Here is an 18,442-nt window from a genome sequence, read left to right as displayed (position 1 = left end):
TCCTACGAACATATAATCGAAGCTTATTTATCAATGGTTTATCAATCTTCTTCCTGTTGATTCAGGTTGGGCTATCCACCTTGACAGGGTGGAGGTCGTTGGTTCGAGCCCAATCGGAATCATCAAGCAAGCACTTGAGACTCCTCAAGTGCTATTTTTATTACTTTTTTGATAATGGAATTTTCCATCATAATAAAGAAAGACAAAGGGCTGTTCCCTTTGTCTTTTTCTTGTAATTATGCGGACTTAATCGCAATATTCTTTTTTTCTTTGCGCTTTTTTGCGTATTCAGCAGTAGCTGTAAAAAGGACGTCAGATGATGAGTTAAGGGCAGTTTCACAAGAGTCTTGAAGGACACCGATGATGAAACCAACACCAACGACTTGCATCGCAACATCGTTTGGTATTCCGAACAAGCTTGCTGCTAAAGGAATAAGTAAAAGGGAACCGCCTGCAACACCTGATGCACCTGCAGCTGAAATCGCCGATAGAACACTAAGAATGAGAGCTGTTGCAAAATCAACTTCAATGCCAAGGGTGTTAACTGCAGCAAGTGTAAGAACAGAGATCGTTACCGCAGCACCTGCCATGTTAACCGTACCACCTAATGGAATTGAAACCGAATAAGTATCTTTATTTAAGCCAAGTTTTTCACAAAGGTTCATGTTAACGGGAATGTTCGCAGCCGAGCTACGAGTAAAGAATGCTGTAATTCCACTTTCTCTTAGACATTGAAGTACAAGAGGATATGGATTTTGGCGAATGTAGAAATAAACAATCAATGGATTCACAACTAGTGCGATAAAGAACATACAGCCGAGTAGAAGTGCAAGAAGTTTTCCATACTCCGCTAAAGCTGAAAGTCCACTTGTTACAAACGCATCGAACACCAGACCCATAATCCCGATTGGGGCTAGGCTGATGATCCATTTTACAACTTTTGTGATTGCTTCAGAAACATTTGTAAGTAAAGTCTTGGTTGTGTCATTTGCATTCTTTATTGCAATACCAAAGACAATCGCCCAAGCAAGAATTCCGATATAGTTTGCATTCATTAGCGCATTAATGGGGTTGTCCACAACGTTAAATAGTAATGTCTGAAGCACTTCTAAGATTCCGCTTGGAGGAGCAACGTCCCCAGCACCTTCAACAAGTGTTAGTTTAACTGGGAAGATAAAGCTTGCTAGCACGGCTATTAATCCTGCTAGGAATGTTCCTATCGCATATAGCCCAATAATCGATTTGATATTTGTTTGAGTTCCACTTCGATGTTTGGCAATAGCATCAATAACTAAGAATAAGACCAATACTGGTGCAACTGCTTTTAATGCACCGACAAATAATGAACCGAAGATGGTAACCCATTTTGCTCCTTCAGGAACTACTAAAGCTAAAAGAATACCTACGACAATACCGGCAAGTATTCGTTTAACAAGGCTGATTTGGTTCCACTTGTGAAACATTTCTTTCATACTTTTTCCCCCTTGTTTATGGTTGTCCACAATATTTAGTTGTATAAAAATAATATTAGTGTTTGTAAGTTTAACACGAAAAATGTCAATTGTGAATCAATTTTAAAATGTTGGAATTATTATATTAAGAAGAACAGGATTACCTACTTTCCCTTTAATTAAAGGTTTTTAACGTTTAGTTTGAATAAAAAATAACAAATATTACATATTATTTAATGACTTTTTATATATGAAAATAGTTTTCTTGAAATCATTTTTCTATTGGATTTTTAACAGCTTATGGATAAAGTGCATATCTTATGAAATAGCATAAAGTAATCTTATAAGGGTGGATAAAATGAAAATCTTATTAGCTACTTTTTGGCCACTACCTATGGTAGGAGGGGTATGGAGTTACGTCCAAGCACTATATCAAGCTCTCACTAATATGGATTATGAAGTCGACATTTTAAGTCACCACCCGAATGAGAAAAAATATCATATCATAAATGACGGTCGATCCATAAATAAAGCATTAATTACTAATTCAGTGCAAAAAATTATACAGCCATTTTTTAAATCCAGTCATCCTGATATGTATTTTATAGCAAAATATGAAACTGAAAGATATGGTTTTGAAGCAGCAGCAGCCTATTTTGATTTGAAAAAATACGATTTAATTCACACTCAGGATGTTATTTCTGCAAGAGCCCTATCACGAGTAAAACCTAAAGAGACTCCTCTAATCTCAACCCTCCATGGATGCTATACGTTTGAGTATATCCGTCATGTTAAAAAAGCTGTTACAGAATCAGAATTGCAAAAATGGAAACAAACATTTATATCGCGCTATTTTGCCACAACAGAGCATTATGGTGCTAATGCAAGTAATGTGACGATTGTGCCAACACAGTGGTTAAAAAACTTGCTTAAGAATGAATTTAATATTCCTAAAGAGAAATTTAAAGTTGTTCCGTATGGAATAGATATTAAGGATTTTATAAAAAAAATGGAAGTGCAAACAGAGAAACCTCCACCCGCTGCCAATATTATCATCGGTTGTCCAGCGAGGCTGGATCGAGTAAAAGGACATCAATTTTTACTAGAAGCCTTAGCGAAATTAAAACATCAAAGAAATGACTGGATTTGTTGGTTCATTGGAAATGGCAGTTTACTCAAGGAGTTAAAAAATTACGCAAGAAATTTGGGGATTGAAGAACATATCGTCTTTTTAGGAAATAGAAATGATGTGCCTGCATTATTAAAAAATTTGGACTTGATTGTTTTGCCAAGTTTACAGGATAATCATCCATTTGCACTAATGGAAGCGCAAATCGCTGGAAAACCCATCGTTACAACTGATGCAGGGGGAATTCCCGAAATGGTCACCCATGATAAGACGGGATTGATTTGTCCAAAGGGAGATAGCGATATTCTGTATCAGAATATAAAGAGAGTAATAGAAAATAAGACGCTCAGTAACAGGCTTTCTGCTGCGGCAAAAGAGCAGGCCATGCATAATTGGCCCATTGATAGGATGATAAACAGGACGCTTGCTATTTACCGACAATTTACGGAGGATGGGCAACATGGGGAAAAAGAGGAATAAGAAAAAAATAAATTCCAATAGTAAACAATATTCAAAGACCCAAAAACAAAGAAATAAGCTTATAAAATTGCAGAAGGGAAATTTTGATTATCCAAACTGTGAATCTCAAAAATTTGAAAATACATTCTTAACGAAACATATGATCGGAGATGACTCTAATGAATGGAAAAAAATAAGAGAAGCTTTTCCTGAACACTACAGGATACCTGATCCCGATATTTTTAAGGTACTAAAATCGATTTTAAAAAACAAGATAGATTAACCAGCGTTATAAAATTATTGAAGGAAAGGAGACTCCCATTTTGTGAAATTTTTAATTGCAACCTATTTCTTACTCCCCCAAGCTGGGGGTGTTGGAACACATATAGAAGCAGTAAAACAAGAGCTTGAACGAAACGGACATACGGTTGATGTTCTCGGACAATCACCAAACTTAAAGGAATTATATATAATTAATTCCGGTCAATCAATTTCAAAGTCAATCATTAATCCGATACACCCACTACGTATAAGAGAGTACTACAAAAACCATTTTCCTCATCTAGATTCTTGGATTATTCAAAAAGAATTGAGCAGGTACACCTTTGAATTAACTGCCGCTTTATTTGATTTATCAAAATATGACGTTATACTCACACAAGATGTGATATCAACTAGGATTTTTAGGAGAATAAAACCTAAACATATACCAATTATTTGTACTATTCACGGGCAAATGACGAAAGAATTGGTGAATTTAGGAATAATAAAAAGTGATGATACCGATAGATGGCATTACCAAATGGCAGAAGAGTTAAATGGATTACTTTCCGCAGATAAAATAATCGTACCGACCGAATGGATGAAAAGTGAAATCCAAAACAACTTTGACATTCCATCAGACATCTATGTCATCCCCTACTGTGCAAGGAATATTCCTAGCTTTTTAGAAAAATTAGAGGCAGAACCTTATCCGCCTGTTCCTACCACAAAAAATAAAATAATCATTGGCTGTATTTCGCGTCTTGTTTCTTATAAAGGACACCCCATTCTATTTGATGCCCTAAAAAAATTAAAAAAGCGGAGAGAAGATTTTGAATGCTGGATCGTCGGAGATGGTCCGGATAAAGAGTATTTTCAGGAATATTCGGAAAAGAAGGGATTGAAGAACTTCATTAAATTTTTAGGTTCACGCAATGACGTTCCCTCCCTTCTTCAAAAAATGGACATCGTCGTCCTGCCAACTTTGCAAGATAATATGCCTTTTTCCATCATAGAAGCACAAATAGCAGGGAAAGCCATTTGCGCTTCGGAAACTGGAGGTATACCAGAGATGATTGATTCAGGTTATAATGGGTTTCTTTTCCAGAAAAATAATTCTAAACAATTATCAGAACAATTGTTGACTTTGATACAAAATGATAAAATTCGTAAAACATTAGAAGCTAACACGCAACAAATGGCTTTAAAACAATGGGATCCTGAACTTTTATATGATCGGTTAAAGAATGTTTATGATGAACTGCTAATTGAAGAGCCATTAAAGCCAAATGTAATGGTAGACCACCTATTATTGGAAAAGTATGGGATTTCAATAAAAAGCAAACAACCAATTGAGAATTTAAAAGATATTTTTCTGTTTGATACATTGGGTTCTTTTGAAGAAACAATATGTTTGAAAATCATGGAGCACATTCCTGATACTTATTGTCTGCCGGACTTGCAGATGTTGAAAACGATTGTCGAGATAACAATGAAAGGAGAAAAATTAAATGAATAGCGGCAAAAATTTAAAAATGCCAGATTTTTTAATTATCGGTCAGCAAAAGTGCGGAACAAGTGCATTATATGTTAACTTAGTCAGCCACCCCAATATCGCTACAGCTGAACAAAAAGAATTGTATTTCTTCAATAACCATTATGAAAAGGGGTTAGATTGGTATCGGGATCAATTTCCTTCATTAGTCTTAAGAACTTCTAATACAATAACTGGAGAAGCAACCCCAAACTATATTGATGATCCCTTAGCTCCTCAAAGAGTGTACCATTGTATGCCGAAAGTAAAGTTAATTATACTTTTGCGAAACCCAGTCGATCGAGCTTATTCTCAATATCAAATGGGAGCAAGAAATGGCTCTTGTTTTATTAACGGCCGTTTACCGACTTTTGAGGAATTTATTGAAAAAGAGATGAATTTACCGAAAAATTATTATGAGAATTTGGATAGAGAGATATATATAGAGAGTTATCGGTTTTTGGAAAGGGGGATCTATATAAATAAAATAGAAAAGTGGATGAATGTTTTTCCTAAAGAACAGATTATGATTATCAAAAGTGAAGATTTTTATCATGATCCTTACAAAATCTATAAAGAGGTTCTTGCTTTTTTAAATGTACCGGTCTGGGAACCGAACAAATTCATATTTATTAATAAATTTAGAGATAAATATCCAAAACTAAATGATACTACAAGACAGGAATTGATTTCTTATTTTAAACCGTATAACGAGAGACTTTACCGGTTTTTAGGAAGGGATCTAGAATGGGAAAAATAGCTTTATAAGATTGTATCTTAAGGAAAAGTAAAGCCATTGATTTGATCCTGGTAATAGATATTTAAAAAGCTGTTGATCTTATCAACAGCCTAAACTTTTTTGTCGATTTTTAATTAGCTAAATAAAAATGATAACATTCTTTTAACCCGTCAAATAAATGATTTGAGGGTTTCCAGCATAAAACTTGCCTTGCTTTAGTGTTATCCAATCTGCTGTATAGAATATCTCCTTTTCGCGAAGCACAATAAATAGGGGGATAAGAATTTGATGTGATTGAAGTAATAATCTGGTAAAGTTGATTAATACTGATTTTTTCATTACTGCCGATATTCAAAACTTCGTTTGAACCTTTGTGCAGTGAGAGGACATTAGCTCTTGCAACATCTTTTACAAACACAAAATCCCTTGTCTGCTCTCCGTTTCCGTAGATTGATGGAAATTCTCCCGAAATTAGTTTTTTGAAGAAGATTGATATTACTCCTCCTTCACCTTTTGGTGATTGTCTCGGTCCATAAACATTTGCATATCTTAAAATCGTATACGGAAGACCGTGCAGATCGTGAAAAAGTTTTATATATACTTCTGGGATATATTTGGAGAGGCCATAAAATGATAGTGGTTTGATGGGGAATGACTCGGTTATACTGCAATCATCTGTTTCTCCATACACGGCACATGACGATGCATAAATTATCTTTTGTACATTATGTTTAATGCAGCATGATAACAATCGAACGGTGCCCAGTACATTATTTTCAGCGTCTTCTGAAGGGTTAAGTACCGATTTACTAACATCCACTTGTGCAGCTTGATGTATTACGTAAGCCGGTTTTTCTTGCTTGAATATGTCATCTAGTTTACTTGTACGAATGTCAGCCTCGTAAAATTTGACGTTTGGAGTTAAATTAGTCAAATCACCGGTACTTAAATTATCCACAACAATGACATCATAGCCTTGCTCTACTAATTGATCAACAATATGTGATCCTATGAAGCCTGCTCCGCCTGTTACAAGTACTTTCATATTAACTCATTTCTCCTATTTGCAATTCCCTTTTGAACCATTCAATCGTTGTTTTTAATCCCTCATCTAATAAAACAGTAGGTTCATATTTTAATAGTTTTTTGACCTTGGTTAAATCAGGTGTTCGATTGAGAGTATCCTCATAACCTGTTCCATAAGCTAGATCATAAGGAACATGGACAATTGGGGAGCTGGATTGGGTTAACTCTTTTATTTTTTTGGCCAAATCGTTAATAGAAATTAACTGATTGGAGCCAATATTAAATACTTCATTGTTAAATTTGGCATCCATGCTTAGCAAAGTTCCTTTTACAGTATCATCAATAAATGTAAAGCATCTCGTTTGTTTTCCATCTCCATAAACTGTAATCGGCTCCCCTTTCAAAGCAGCCCTTATAAATTTTGGAACAACTCCTCCATATTGTGTAGAGGTTGCACGTGGTCCATAAGAATTAAAATAGCGTAGTACAGTTACAGGTAACCCTTTTTCTGCATAGGCAAAGCACATATGTTCATCTAATGCCTTTGCGGTTGCATAACACCAACGATGTGTAGTTGTTGGTCCAAGAACCCTGTTTGATTCTTCGCTGAAAGGAAGCGATTCATTCTTTCCATACACTTCAGATGTTGATGAGAATATCACTTTGACCTTCCTTGGCAGGGCTAATTCCAATATATTTCGTGTGACATCAATATTACCTTCAATTACCTTCAAAGGATTCTCAACAGTATTCTTAACTCCTAATACTGCAGCTAAATGGAAAACTATATCACATTTTTCTATAAGCTCTTTTAACAAACTACGATCCAAACCCGAACCATTCACAAATTTAAATTTTGGATGCTTCATAACGTTAGAAAGAAAGGATTCCTTTCCTGTCGATAAATCATCTAAACAGATGACATCATGTCTATTCTCTAGCAGTCTTTCAACAAGATGCGAGCCTATATAGCCTGCACCCCCTGTTACTAAAACTTTCATCCTTCTCCTCCTCCGAATCGTATAATTTCTGCTTTACCCTTTAATCCACTTGTTACATTTCTTACGTCGTAAACAAGGCTTGCATATTCAAGTATTTTATGAATCGGCAGATTAGTGTGGTCCGTTAAAATTACTACACAATCACTTTGCTGTAACGTATTATTAGTTAGGGGAGTACTTGTAAATTTGCACTCTTGTATGTTCATTTCAGGAACATAAGGATCATGATAAGAAACTTCAAGTCCTAATTGTTGCAGTAAAGGAATAATTTTAATTGCGGGAGATTCCCTAATATCATTTATATCTTTTTTATAAGCAACCCCATAAATCAAAACTCTTTTTCTACTTTTATCAACCAGTAACTTTTGGATTTGTTGGATAATGTAGCCAATCATTTGGTCGTTAATTTCATCTGATAATCGAATCATTTTATTATCAAAACCGCACTGATTGAATTTCCAAGCAAGATATAAAGGGTCTACTGGTATGCAATGTCCACCTATTCCCGGACCAGGGTAGAAAGGTGCGAATCCATATGGTTTAGTGCTGGCAGCATCAATTGCTTCCCATAAGTCGATTTCCATAGTATCGCATAAAATAGCAAGTTCATTTATAAATGAAATATTGATAAATCTATAAGCATTTTCAAGAAGTTTTGTAAATTCAGCTATTTGAGTAGAAGAAACAGGGACAATCTTTTGGAAAACATTTTTATATAGATTGCAAATTTTTTGAAGACAATTAGCGCTTACTCCACTCACAATTTTTGGAATTTCACTGACTTTATACTTGTCGTTTCCAGGATCAATTCGTTCTGGTGAATAAGCAAGAAAAAAATCCTCACCAGCCTTTAGCCCGTTTTTCTCAAGAATCGGCTGAAATACCTCTTTCGTGGTGCCTGGAAAGGTTGAACTTTCTAATATTATAAGCTGCCCTTTCCTTATCCTTGGCGCTAATTCTTCTCCGACAGTTTTAAGATAGCTTAAATTAGGAGTTTTATAGCTAGTTATTGGTGTAGGAACACAAACAATAATTACATCAAGTGATTCTACGATGTTGTAATCACCAGTTCCTATTAATTTACCTGCAGTTATTACTTCTTGAAGTTCTTGATTCGTTATGTCAGGTAGATAGCTCACTCCATTATTTAATTTTTCAATTTTTGTTTCATCACTATCTATTCCAATAACTTTAAAGCCATTATCGACAAAGAGTAGTGACAGAGGTAAACCCACAAATCCAAGTCCTACTATACCTAAAGTTGCTTTTGCACCTTCTTCCGCATCACAATTATCTTGATTTACCAATTTATACCACTCCTTTATTTGGTAGTCATGCGATTATCTTATGAACACTTCAAAGAAGTCGTATAGATACTTGTACTGTAAAGGCACAAATTTAATAAAAATTAATACATAGTAGCTTAAAATTGTCCAAACAATTTAAGGATTCATGTCATAACATAAAAAAGCCTGAACTTTTAAATGAGGGATTAGATGAAATTATTATTTGTCTTTTCAGCTGCTAGTGGTGGGATGGTAACACTTAATTATGAGAGGGATTTAGCATTAAGCAGGATAGGGTTTGAATGTCATTTTTTATATTTTAGGAAAGATATGAATCCTGATTTCCATTGTGATTCCAAAAACTTTATTATGAGAACTGATGAAGAAATTGAAAAATTAATGAAGGAACACAAATATTCCGCAATTATTGTATGTACTGACTACTTGTTTTTGGAAAGGCTCAATAGACTCGGCTATTCTGGTAAAGTCATATACGAAATTCAGGGTTTGGGAAATTATCAAACAACAGTTAGATGGTTAGAAAAAGCAGAGTCATATGTAACGCAATATGCGAATGCCATCCTCTATCCAAATACCTCTTATTTGAACGAACTAATGAAAATACATTTTCCTCAAACAAATAAATTTAGCTTCCATAACTGTATCGATACAAATCTCTTTACTTATGTAGACGTTCCCTTACCCAAAAAAATAATCGTTGGATGGGTTGGACGATTAGATCAAAATAAAAATTGGATTGAATTTTTAAATTTTGGAGCTTCTCTTCGTAAAATATTCCCTAATATTCAACTTTGGTTTTTTCATGATCCAACCGTTGTATCAAAAAAGGAACAAATAAAATTTTCCGCATGGGTCAAAAAGTTTAACTTGACTGAAGATCTTATAGCCTATGAAAACATCAAGAGAAAAAATATGGCCAAGAACTATTCAATGATTGCTAAATCAGGCGGTTTTGTTTGTTCTACATCTCAACTTGAGGGGTTCGGATATTCAGTGATCGAGGCTATGAGCTGTCAATGCCCAGTTTTAACTACAAGATCAGGTGGAGTTGAGAGCTTTGTGATACACAATGTGACAGGGAAACTTTATCATCAAGGCAACATTTTAGAATTTCTAGAGGAAGCGAAAGAACTTATTTATAATCTTGATCTGAGAGAAAAAATTATTAAGAATGCAAACAATCTAATCCAGAATTCATTTAATCCAATTCTATTTGGGGAACATTTCATGGATATGCTGCGGAACTTAGATATTGTTTAATAGTAAATTTAATGAATTTGAACTAGTCAATCTGTCCAAACAATATATTTATTCATGCATATACAAATATAGAAAAGTTTAATCATTTGAGCATAAGGGTTAAATCAATTTTTTAAAAAGGAGGGTATATTAATGGGCAAATTTTTATATTCAACTGCTCCTATTGAGAATGAAAGCGGAACTATGTACGCAAGTGAACCAGTTCATTACACTGTAACTGTAATTGCTGTGAATAACAGTCGAAAGAAAAAAGCAAGCTTTACGATTACACTATATCAATTAAATGGTAAGATAACCGAGTTTTCCAGTGAAACAAGGGATATAGGTCCACAAGAAAGTATGTCTGTTGATCTTAATACAGCAGGCCTTGATAGATTTATAATAGAAATTAGCGGTAAGCATAAAGAAAAGTCTCCGTTACTTTTTTCAGTGACTGGAAAAGATGAGGTTGGAGCAGTAACATATATGATGCCAATGACAAGTTTAAAAAATAATAAATAGATTTGATTACATTAGTGTTACATTTAATTTAACTTCAAATTTATCCAAAAATTTCACTTTAAACTAGTAAATATATTTATAGAAAATTTTATGGTATATGAAAGGTATAAAAATCCTTAAAATTAAAGTTGGGAATCCTAAATTGGTTAAAATGTCTTAAACACATTATTTTCAATAAAACACTATTGACCTCCATCAATTTTAGATATTGGTTGGTGGAGGAAAATCTCCTTATCAAAATGTTCGATAATACTTTGCTATTACCCATTCTCCTTACTTGTATTTCGATATGCCAGTATAGTTGTTTTTATAGAAGCATATGAGCCGATTGCAGCAGAGCCATAAAACCATCCCATGAATAAGCCAGCAGGTAGATTGTGTCGGTGACTATAAAAAACAGAAATTAGCAAACCAAAAATAAGTGCTAATGTAGGAACATATTTTTTGGGTATTTTAAAAGCGATCTTTACAATTTGGGTGATGATTAAAACGGCAGGTACTGCAATTACAGCATCCCAAAAATTTGTATGTATTGTAGGGAAATCCATATCAAATCACCTCAAAAAAATTTTATTTCTTTTTTTCCTTCTTGTCGTCTTCCTCATCCGCTACCTTGATTTTTATTTTTTTCTCATTATTATTCTTTTCTGATTGCTTGGTGTTTTCATGATTTGATTTATCCTTTGGAGGTGCACAGCTAGCTAATGTTCCTATCATGAAAATAGTTAATAAAGTGATCATTGTTTTTTTCAAAAAAATCCCTCCAGCAATTTTTTTCACAAAAATGTTTGAACAAAAATCCCGTCTCCTTCTAGCCATTCCGCTAGAAAAACATCTTTATAATCCGATACATTTTGTGACTGAAGTTGATTCTGTAACCAGGCTTCATTAAATCCTAGATCCTGAATCTCATCCCATAATACTTTTCCATCACGTATAACGGTGACAGGTACATAAACCGGTTTTTCGGGTAGATTCAAATCCTCCACCGTCGTTTTTTGATATTTTGTCTTCTTTAAAATACTAATTGAGCCACTAGCCTCTAGGTAACAATACGCAACCTCCCGTATCGAAAAGGTTTCACTCTCGCGAAGGAGGCTCTGCAATTGGTTAATATTCATTCGAGCTTTTTTTAGGGCTTGCTTATCAACAGCTCCGTTTTTGATTAGGGCAATAGGTTTTCCTTCAAAAACTCCTCGAAAAAATAAAATCTTTTGGCCAAGGAATTCAATAATGAATAATAAAAATCCCCATAGGCACATCGAGAAAACCATGTAAATGGCATTGATTTTTTCGTCATATAAGGCATTTCCTAATAATTCACTTAGGACAATTCCTGAAATAAACGTAAACGGTGTTATTTGGTTGATGATTTTTCTCCCAACAATTTTAACAATGATGAATAGCAAGAAAAACCCCAGAATAAGTTCAAAGGTTAAATGCGCAAACTTCATTTCATATACTCCAATCTACTTTTGGCAAATCATTATATTTTTCTCCAAATATAGGTGATTTATGAGTAAACATAGAAAACGACTGAATCCAAGTTGGATTACAGTCGTTGTTATTAACATAATTTTTGTATTAAATTTGGTGAGTTATTACGAGGGGAATTGACTAAGGCTGAAACTTCAAATGCTTCCATTTCAATGCCGTCAAATGGTTTGAGTAAATGTGACACATTTGAAACATCATCCAAAGACGGGTCAAGCCATTTCTTTTCATCTTTCTTTTGCAAAATAACAGGCATTCGGTCGTGAATATCCTTCATTATTTCATTTGGGGTTGTGGTGATGATAGAGCAGGAAAACAAGCTATTCCCATCTGGGGATTTCCAACGCTCCCAGATTCCCGCCATTGCAAATAGCTCATCCGATTTTAATTTAATACGTATTGGTGTTTTAGATTTGTCCGGACCTTTTTTCCATTCATAAAAGCTGTCCGCAATTACAAGGCAGCGTCTAGATTTAAAGGCTTGGCGAAAGCTTGGTTTTTCAGCTAAGGTTTCAGCACGGGCATTGATCATTTTGTAGCCAATCTTCTCATCCTTCGCCCATGAGGGAACGAAGCCCCAACGCAAATACCCGAGGCGATTACGTTTACCATCATTAATTACGGATAGGACAGAATGAGAAGGTGCAATATTGAAGCTTGGAATATATAAATCCTGTTCAATCGTGGTTTCGATATCAAACCGATTAAGAATATCCTCGAACTCAGCAAATAGAGTAAAACGTCCACACATTGCATGATTCACCTCGCTTTTCATTCTGATGTAGAAGGTGGTTGATATGTTGGTAGCTTTATAATAAAGGATGTGCCTTTTCCAATGGCACTTTCAACTTCAATCGAGCCTTTTAATTGCTCAATAATTTGAAAACAAATGGTAAGTCCAACACCAGTTCCTTTATCTTTAGTAGAATAAAAGGGAGTACCTATTTTTGAAAGCTGTTCCCTTGTCATACCTGGACCATTATCCGTTATTTTAACGATGATGTCATTATCATTTGAGAAGGCATCAATTGTAAGTAATCCATCATTTCCAACCGCTTCAATTGCGTTCTTTATAATATTAATAAGGACCTGCTTAATCTCATCCTTATTTCCGTTGATAAACAAACGATTTTCAATAGAGGTTTGGACCTCGATATTTTGAATATTTGAATAGGATGTCATTAGTTCCACAGTCTTTGCAAGTTCTTCGCTGATATTTATTAATTGTGTACTACTATTATTAGGCTTTGCAAGTGATAAATAATCATTGATAATCGATTGTGCTCGATTTAATTCAGAAAGGGTAATATCAATATAGTTTCGCTGTTTTTCAGTAATGTTTTCATCGCGAATAATTAACTGTAAAAAACCATTTACTGTTGTTAGTGGATTGCGGACTTCATGGGCAACTGAGGCTGCTAGCTGACTAATTACATTCATTTTTTCAGAACGTCTTAGTTCCCTTTGTAATAGGATTTGTTGATTTAAGTTTTCGATCAGTAAAACTACTAATAGGAGTGTAATCCATGTAATCATTGAAAAAATGAACATTACTAGGATTTGCTCAGTTAGGTTATTTTTTACTAAGGTGATCGTTCTCGTTATGACGATAAAACCATAAATGGTCGAGAGGATCATCAGCTTACTTTTTAATAGGAGTGAATGATATTTTTTTAAAAGAAAATAAAAAATGATTGCAATAACTGCGTAATTCATTAAGGTCATGAAAAAGCTAGAATCCCCAAGGAATTGTGAATAAACCAGCATAATCAAAATAAGAGCCATTCCTCGAAATAATCCAATATATAGAAATGCGACAAATATTGGGATAATTCGAAAGTCATAGGAAAATCCATTCGCATAGGTTACAGGAAATGACATTGTTAAAAGAAGAATAACGACAATCATTCCGAGTAATTTATTCAAGTGGAGCTTTGGTTTTGAGCCATTGTCTTGAATAACAAGTAAATAATATAGAAGAATAGGGAAAATAACGATGAGAACATGATAGAGAACATGTCCAATATGATCAAGCAATTCCACTGACACCCCCTTAATCTAAATCTTCCGAATACTACTTCTTTTAATTCGACATAATCTCCAATAATCCTTCATCTTGAGACTGACATATTGAATAATATTTCGGAAAAATGTAAAAGCAAATTACCTAAATCATAATTCTTTTTTTCTTGTTCTGGGTATGATACAACTAAACATATCTTATCTTTTGGAGGTCTATTATGTTTAAAAAATTATTTGGAAGTAAAGATAAAAAAGTTGAGGAACTATTAATTGCTCCTGCGACTGGTAAAATTCTTGCCCTAGAAGAGGTGCCAGACCCAGTATTTTCTCAAAAAATGATGGGAGATGGACTTGCAATTGAGCCGTCTGAAGGAAAAATTGTTTCACCTGTTAACGGAGAAATTATTCAAGTTTTCCCAACTAAACACGCTATTGGAATTAAAACTGAAATAGGTTTGGAACTCCTCATACATATCGGCCTTGAGACAGTGAACATGAAAGGTGAAGGCTTCACTACTCATGTAAAAGAAGGAGACAAGGTCGAGGTTGGAACAGATCTAGTTACATTTGATTTAGATTTAGTGAAGGAAAAAGCTGCAAGTACGATTACACCTATCGTCATTACTAATTTTGATACAGTTGAAACATTTGACATGATTGGAAGCGGCGAGGCAACAGCGGGCTCAACTGAGTTAGCAAAAGTAAAGAAAAAATAAGAGTTCGGTCCCAAAGCGGGACCGTTTTTTCATATAGTACTTATTGTTTATTTAAACGTATTTTTACATATGTAGGAAATGTAGAGCATAGGATTTTAGTGTATTGGTCAAGAGTAGGATCAAAGACTAATAACGCCACTTCTGAGTGGCAACGTCTTTGTGACCGACTTCCTGTGGGCCTAAAATGAGTCTTTTATCCTATCAATAAAAAAAGGGTTTTTACCATTTTTCTAGAAAGAGTATATAACCAGTTAGTCAATGAGAGGGAATGAGATATGGAGATAGGAAGCAGAATACGTTTCTTTCGAATTCAAAAAAACATGACACAAGAAGAACTGGCACAGGAGATTATCTCAGTTTCTTATCTTTCAAAAATTGAAAATAACCAAACCTCGGCAAGCATTGAGGTTCTTGAATTATTATGTGATCGATTAGGAATCAAGCTAATTGAAAGTGAAGAATATGAACAATTAAAGGAGCTTTATGATTGGTACCACCTAATGGTCGCCCGAAAGCGGGAGCAAGCCGTTACATTTTACGAATCCTATGAATGTAAGAATACAAATGATTCTAGGGTTGCCATTTTCTTCGTTCTTTTTGAGCTAAGGTATTTTATTTTTATCAAACAATTAGATAAAGCGGAAGTGCAAATTAAGAAAATTGATTTATATAAAGATATTTTTGATATCCGCATGAATTATTTTTATGAAAAAATTGTGGGCCAATTTTATTATTTTAAAAGTCAGTTTCCCGTTGCACAGGAGCATTTTAAGATAGCGGAAGAGATTCTAACAAGCAGTGTCCACTTTGAAGGCTGGGAAATGGCTGATTTGTATTACTATAAAGGGCTAAATAATAATCGAATGGGGAAATTAGCCTTAAGTATCGTGTATATACAGAAGGCTCTCGCCATCTATCAATCACTTTATGATTTAAAAAGAAGTGCTGAGTGTCAAATTTTACTTGGCATTTGCTATGAAAAAATTGATGAATTTGAGATGGCGGAAGAAAATTATTTATTAGCAACAAAGATAGCTGAAGGGATAAAAGATCCATCCTTATTAGGATTGATTTATCATAATCAAGGTGTTCTATATTCGAAGCTTGGAAAATCAAACGAAGCCATCGAACAATTTAGAAATAGCCTTGAACATAAAGAAGACCATATGGTTATTGGCCGGTTACGCTCAATCCATGGTTTAGTTGAAGAGTATTATAAAATTGGGGATTATGATGAGTGCAGAACTTGGCTGAAGGAAGGATTCGCTACGCTAGAAAAGCATCAAGATCTTCCCGAATTCAACATTCATTTCACCTATTATGATTATTTACTTCAACATTCAGAGAATCTATCAAAATTTATTGAAAAAGATGCATTGCCATATTTTGAAGGCATTGATCATCACCTCCAGGTAGCTTATTATGCGGAGGAACTAGGGAAAATCTATCAAGAAAATCATAAATATAAGTTAGCAAGCTATTATTTTTCAAAGGTCATTACATCTTTGAAAAAACATAGTCATTTAAATTAATAAAAATTCGAGTTCAAAAAGGAGGCTGAAGAGGACCGAGAATTTCAAGGCGGTGCAGATTTGAGTACCGGAGAAGCAAGCCAACGCAGAAATTCGATGCGTCATATTCACCGCACATTTTGAACAACCACTAAAAGGGAGATGATAAAATGAAAAAATTAATGCTTTTACTCATGCTAGGACTTGTAACAATTGCAGGTTATCAACTAACGGAAGGTGTCGCGTGGGTAGATAATGATTACCCAGAGTCACAAGAAGTACAGGTATAATGAAGAAAGCAGCCCCTATCATTCCGGGCTGCTTTTTCAAAAGATAATAAAGTATAAAATTTGGTTTCTCCCACAGTTAATGATGCTGTGGTTTTTTGATTTTATGCAGACAAATACTCTGGAGTGGGGACCAGGACAAAATAAATTGCCGTAGTTAAAAAAGACACTACTGACTAAGCAGAGTTTGACGAGAAGCATAATTATGTATCCAATGCTAATGATAAAATCCGGTTTATTGACCTATTTTCTAGAATAGGGTAATCATTTAGTCAGAATTCATCATATTATAAATTGTTTACTATACTAAGGTTGAGGTGTATGTTATGGTGCAGTTACATTTTAGGAAGGAAAATTATTTTCGAAGCACTGATATAAATGATTCCACTCTCTATTTATCTAATAAATTTTTGCAGACCAATAATATTCATTCGAATACAATCCTATTAAAGCTTGGAAACTGGTCTAAACAATTTACCATTACAAAACAATACGCACTACCTGAGCATATCATAAGCCTCCCGGAACACTCCATCCCGTTTACTTTTCCTATGACACTTAATTTTGAAATCAAGCTAAAAGGGGATACACTTCACCTTGGTCCTATTATCGGATTTATTGCCAAAAAGAATAAAAATGGATTAACAACAAGAGTACTTGAAACCTACAAATCTCGTTTAGAACGCTATGATGAAATCGGAGGTCTCCTCTTTATTTGTACGAGTGATAGTATTGATACCTCAAATGAAACCATTCAGGGATACTATTATAACCCTGAGGGAAAAACGGTAGAAACTTGCTGGGTAAAAGGTACCTTTCCTTATCCTGATTCGATATTTAAAAAAATCAGAATACCAAGTAACCTAGAACGTAATTTAAGAATAAACCTCGGAAACAAGCTCTTTAATACAAACTTCTTTAATAAGCTCCAGTTTTGGCAAATCTGTGAATCTACTGAACGTCTAAAAAGGTTCGTCCCCTGGACGAATCTATTTAGACAAAAGCACGATCTACAAGACATGCTATCCATGTTTGATATGGTCTACCTAAAACCGATACGAGGCAAAAAAGGTGAAGGTATTTATATGATCAAAAAAGAAGTTGATCACATTAACTTAACCAATTACAAAAAGGAAAAGCAAACATTTAGAACGATTAACGAATTGGTGGCTTACCTTGATCAACACATCCGATATGAAGATTATATCTTGCAACAAGGTATGCCTACTATCTACAAGAACAAACACGTAGACTTTAGACTGTACATGCAAAAAGACGTGAATGGTACATGGGTTTGTCAAGGTTCTGTAGGAAGAGTAGCCCAAGAAGAAAGCATTGTGACGAACTTAAAGCAAATCGCTCACATTTCTACAGGAGAAAAGGCAATTAGAATTGTGTTTCAAGTAGATTCAGAGAAAGCCAAGCAGATTATGAATAATGCAATTGTAGCCTGTATAGAGGTTTGTAACGTTCTTGATCAAAAGCTCGGTCACTTTGCCGATGTGGCTATTGATTTGATAATTGATAAAGATTATAAACCTTGGATTCTTGAGATAAATAATTTGTATGGGGTTAAGAGTTTGGAGATGTTGAAGGATATGGAGACATTGTCGGCTTTGCGGACTAATCCGTTTTTGTATGCTAGGGCAATTGGTGGGTTTTAAGGGTAGGTTAATAGTTTGGCTTTTAAAAGCTAATACTCTAATGAAGAAAGCAGCCCCTATATGATGTGACCCCCAATAAT

General features: G+C 34.5%; 18 protein-coding genes. 9 read left to right on the top strand and 9 right to left on the bottom strand.

From position 1 onward, the window contains the following. Window positions 1–236: 236 nt before the first annotated feature. Window positions 237–1,472 carry a serine/threonine transporter SstT gene (sstT, locus tag V7112_RS08395; protein WP_335417653.1) on the bottom strand — a complete coding sequence of 412 codons (1,236 nt, stop codon included), beginning with the start codon at window positions 1,470–1,472 and terminating at the stop codon, window positions 237–239. Window positions 1,473–1,809: 337 nt separating this feature from the next. Between sstT and V7112_RS08390 the strand changes: the two genes are divergently transcribed. From V7112_RS08390 to V7112_RS08375, 4 genes are read left to right on the top strand one after another with little or no spacing between them, the layout of a single operon-like run. Further along, entirely contained in the window at window positions 1,810–3,060 is a 1,251-nt protein-coding gene (locus tag V7112_RS08390; protein ID WP_335417650.1) for a glycosyltransferase family 4 protein, read from the top strand. Continuing rightward, window positions 3,041–3,322, top strand: a complete 282-nt coding sequence (locus V7112_RS08385; protein WP_335417647.1) for a hypothetical protein — start codon at window positions 3,041–3,043, stop codon at window positions 3,320–3,322. Before V7112_RS08390 ends, V7112_RS08385 begins: the two co-directional genes overlap by 20 nt. 42 nt (window positions 3,323–3,364) lie before the next feature. Continuing rightward, window positions 3,365–4,819, top strand: a complete 1,455-nt coding sequence (locus tag V7112_RS08380) for a glycosyltransferase family 4 protein (RefSeq protein ID WP_335417645.1) — start codon at window positions 3,365–3,367, stop codon at window positions 4,817–4,819. Then, entirely contained in the window at window positions 4,812–5,594 is a 783-nt protein-coding gene (locus V7112_RS08375; RefSeq protein ID WP_335417642.1) for a sulfotransferase domain-containing protein, read from the top strand. The genes V7112_RS08380 and V7112_RS08375 overlap by 8 nt, the downstream gene beginning before the upstream one ends. A 109-nt stretch (window positions 5,595–5,703) precedes the next feature. Here V7112_RS08375 and V7112_RS08370 read toward each other — a convergent pair whose 3' ends face one another. From V7112_RS08370 to V7112_RS08360, 3 genes are read right to left on the bottom strand one after another with little or no spacing between them, the layout of a single operon-like run. Continuing rightward, window positions 5,704–6,618, bottom strand: a complete 915-nt coding sequence (locus tag V7112_RS08370; RefSeq protein ID WP_335417639.1) for an NAD-dependent epimerase/dehydratase family protein — start codon at window positions 6,616–6,618, stop codon at window positions 5,704–5,706. A gap of 1 nt (window position 6,619) precedes the next feature. Continuing rightward, complete coding sequence (locus V7112_RS08365; protein WP_335417636.1) at window positions 6,620–7,600, bottom strand: NAD-dependent epimerase/dehydratase family protein; 981 nt, start codon at window positions 7,598–7,600, stop codon at window positions 6,620–6,622. Next, window positions 7,597–8,907 carry a nucleotide sugar dehydrogenase gene (locus V7112_RS08360; protein ID WP_335417633.1) on the bottom strand — a complete coding sequence of 437 codons (1,311 nt, stop codon included), beginning with the start codon at window positions 8,905–8,907 and terminating at the stop codon, window positions 7,597–7,599. The genes V7112_RS08365 and V7112_RS08360 overlap by 4 nt, the downstream gene beginning before the upstream one ends. 189 nt (window positions 8,908–9,096) lie before the next feature. On the opposite strand from V7112_RS08360, the gene V7112_RS08355 reads away from it, so the two are divergent. Continuing rightward, on the top strand, window positions 9,097–10,167 hold the full coding sequence (locus V7112_RS08355) for a glycosyltransferase family 4 protein (RefSeq protein WP_335417630.1): 1,071 nt from the start codon (window positions 9,097–9,099) through the stop codon (window positions 10,165–10,167). A 132-nt stretch (window positions 10,168–10,299) separates the two neighbouring features. Then, window positions 10,300–10,668 carry a hypothetical protein gene (locus V7112_RS08350; RefSeq protein WP_335417628.1) on the top strand — a complete coding sequence of 123 codons (369 nt, stop codon included), beginning with the start codon at window positions 10,300–10,302 and terminating at the stop codon, window positions 10,666–10,668. A 260-nt stretch (window positions 10,669–10,928) separates the two neighbouring features. Here V7112_RS08350 and V7112_RS08345 read toward each other — a convergent pair whose 3' ends face one another. The 5 genes from V7112_RS08345 to V7112_RS08325 form a co-directional block, all read right to left on the bottom strand. Further along, a complete protein-coding gene (locus tag V7112_RS08345) occupies window positions 10,929–11,216 on the bottom strand; it encodes a hypothetical protein (protein ID WP_335417625.1) in 288 nt (95 codons plus the stop codon). A 22-nt stretch (window positions 11,217–11,238) separates the two neighbouring features. Continuing rightward, complete coding sequence (locus V7112_RS08340; RefSeq protein WP_335417623.1) at window positions 11,239–11,421, bottom strand: hypothetical protein; 183 nt, start codon at window positions 11,419–11,421, stop codon at window positions 11,239–11,241. 23 nt (window positions 11,422–11,444) lie between these two features. Continuing rightward, entirely contained in the window at window positions 11,445–12,122 is a 678-nt protein-coding gene (locus tag V7112_RS08335) for a DUF421 domain-containing protein (RefSeq protein ID WP_335417621.1), read from the bottom strand. A gap of 113 nt (window positions 12,123–12,235) precedes the next feature. Continuing rightward, window positions 12,236–12,913, bottom strand: coding sequence for an SOS response-associated peptidase (locus V7112_RS08330; RefSeq protein WP_335417618.1), 678 nt, complete (start codon window positions 12,911–12,913; stop codon window positions 12,236–12,238). 20 nt (window positions 12,914–12,933) lie between these two features. Next, window positions 12,934–14,205 carry an ATP-binding protein gene (locus V7112_RS08325; protein WP_335417616.1) on the bottom strand — a complete coding sequence of 424 codons (1,272 nt, stop codon included), beginning with the start codon at window positions 14,203–14,205 and terminating at the stop codon, window positions 12,934–12,936. A 197-nt stretch (window positions 14,206–14,402) separates the two neighbouring features. Here V7112_RS08325 and V7112_RS08320 point away from each other — a divergent pair, with 197 nt between their 5' ends. From V7112_RS08320 to V7112_RS08310, 3 genes are all read left to right on the top strand, one after another. Then, window positions 14,403–14,900, top strand: coding sequence for a PTS sugar transporter subunit IIA (locus tag V7112_RS08320; protein WP_335417614.1), 498 nt, complete (start codon window positions 14,403–14,405; stop codon window positions 14,898–14,900). A 275-nt stretch (window positions 14,901–15,175) separates the two neighbouring features. Next, window positions 15,176–16,432 (top strand): helix-turn-helix transcriptional regulator, encoded by a 1,257-nt coding sequence (locus V7112_RS08315; RefSeq protein ID WP_335417612.1) that lies wholly within the window; start codon window positions 15,176–15,178, stop codon window positions 16,430–16,432. Window positions 16,433–17,024: 592 nt separating this feature from the next. Beyond that, window positions 17,025–18,362, top strand: coding sequence for a YheC/YheD family endospore coat-associated protein (locus V7112_RS08310; protein WP_335417610.1), 1,338 nt, complete (start codon window positions 17,025–17,027; stop codon window positions 18,360–18,362). Window positions 18,363–18,442 lie beyond the last annotated feature (80 nt).

The sequence above is a fragment of the Bacillus sp. JJ1566 genome (assembly GCF_036962685.1).
GTDB lineage: Bacteria > Bacillota > Bacilli > Bacillales > Bacillaceae_L > Ferdinandcohnia.
The sequence above is the reverse complement of the archived record's forward strand: the minus strand, read 5'-3'. Positions and strand labels throughout refer to the sequence as shown.

Bases quoted from the DNA above. Each gene is read 5' to 3' on its own strand.
- sstT (WP_335417653.1), bottom strand. From the start codon at position 1,472: ATGAAAGAAATGTTTCACAAGTGGAACCAAATCAGCCTTGTTAAACGA.
- V7112_RS08390 (WP_335417650.1), top strand. From the start codon at position 1,810: ATGAAAATCTTATTAGCTACTTTTTGGCCACTACCTATGGTAGGAGGG.
- V7112_RS08385 (WP_335417647.1), top strand. From the start codon at position 3,041: ATGGGGAAAAAGAGGAATAAGAAAAAAATAAATTCCAATAGTAAACAA.
- V7112_RS08375 (WP_335417642.1), top strand. From the start codon at position 4,812: ATGAATAGCGGCAAAAATTTAAAAATGCCAGATTTTTTAATTATCGGT.
- V7112_RS08370 (WP_335417639.1), bottom strand. From the start codon at position 6,618: ATGAAAGTACTTGTAACAGGCGGAGCAGGCTTCATAGGATCACATATT.
- V7112_RS08365 (WP_335417636.1), bottom strand. From the start codon at position 7,600: ATGAAAGTTTTAGTAACAGGGGGTGCAGGCTATATAGGCTCGCATCTT.
- V7112_RS08355 (WP_335417630.1), top strand. From the start codon at position 9,097: ATGAAATTATTATTTGTCTTTTCAGCTGCTAGTGGTGGGATGGTAACA.
- V7112_RS08350 (WP_335417628.1), top strand. From the start codon at position 10,300: ATGGGCAAATTTTTATATTCAACTGCTCCTATTGAGAATGAAAGCGGA.
- V7112_RS08345 (WP_335417625.1), bottom strand. From the start codon at position 11,216: ATGGATTTCCCTACAATACATACAAATTTTTGGGATGCTGTAATTGCA.
- V7112_RS08335 (WP_335417621.1), bottom strand. From the start codon at position 12,122: ATGAAGTTTGCGCATTTAACCTTTGAACTTATTCTGGGGTTTTTCTTG.
- V7112_RS08330 (WP_335417618.1), bottom strand. From the start codon at position 12,913: ATGTGTGGACGTTTTACTCTATTTGCTGAGTTCGAGGATATTCTTAAT.
- V7112_RS08320 (WP_335417614.1), top strand. From the start codon at position 14,403: ATGTTTAAAAAATTATTTGGAAGTAAAGATAAAAAAGTTGAGGAACTA.
- V7112_RS08315 (WP_335417612.1), top strand. From the start codon at position 15,176: ATGGAGATAGGAAGCAGAATACGTTTCTTTCGAATTCAAAAAAACATG.
- V7112_RS08310 (WP_335417610.1), top strand. From the start codon at position 17,025: ATGGTGCAGTTACATTTTAGGAAGGAAAATTATTTTCGAAGCACTGAT.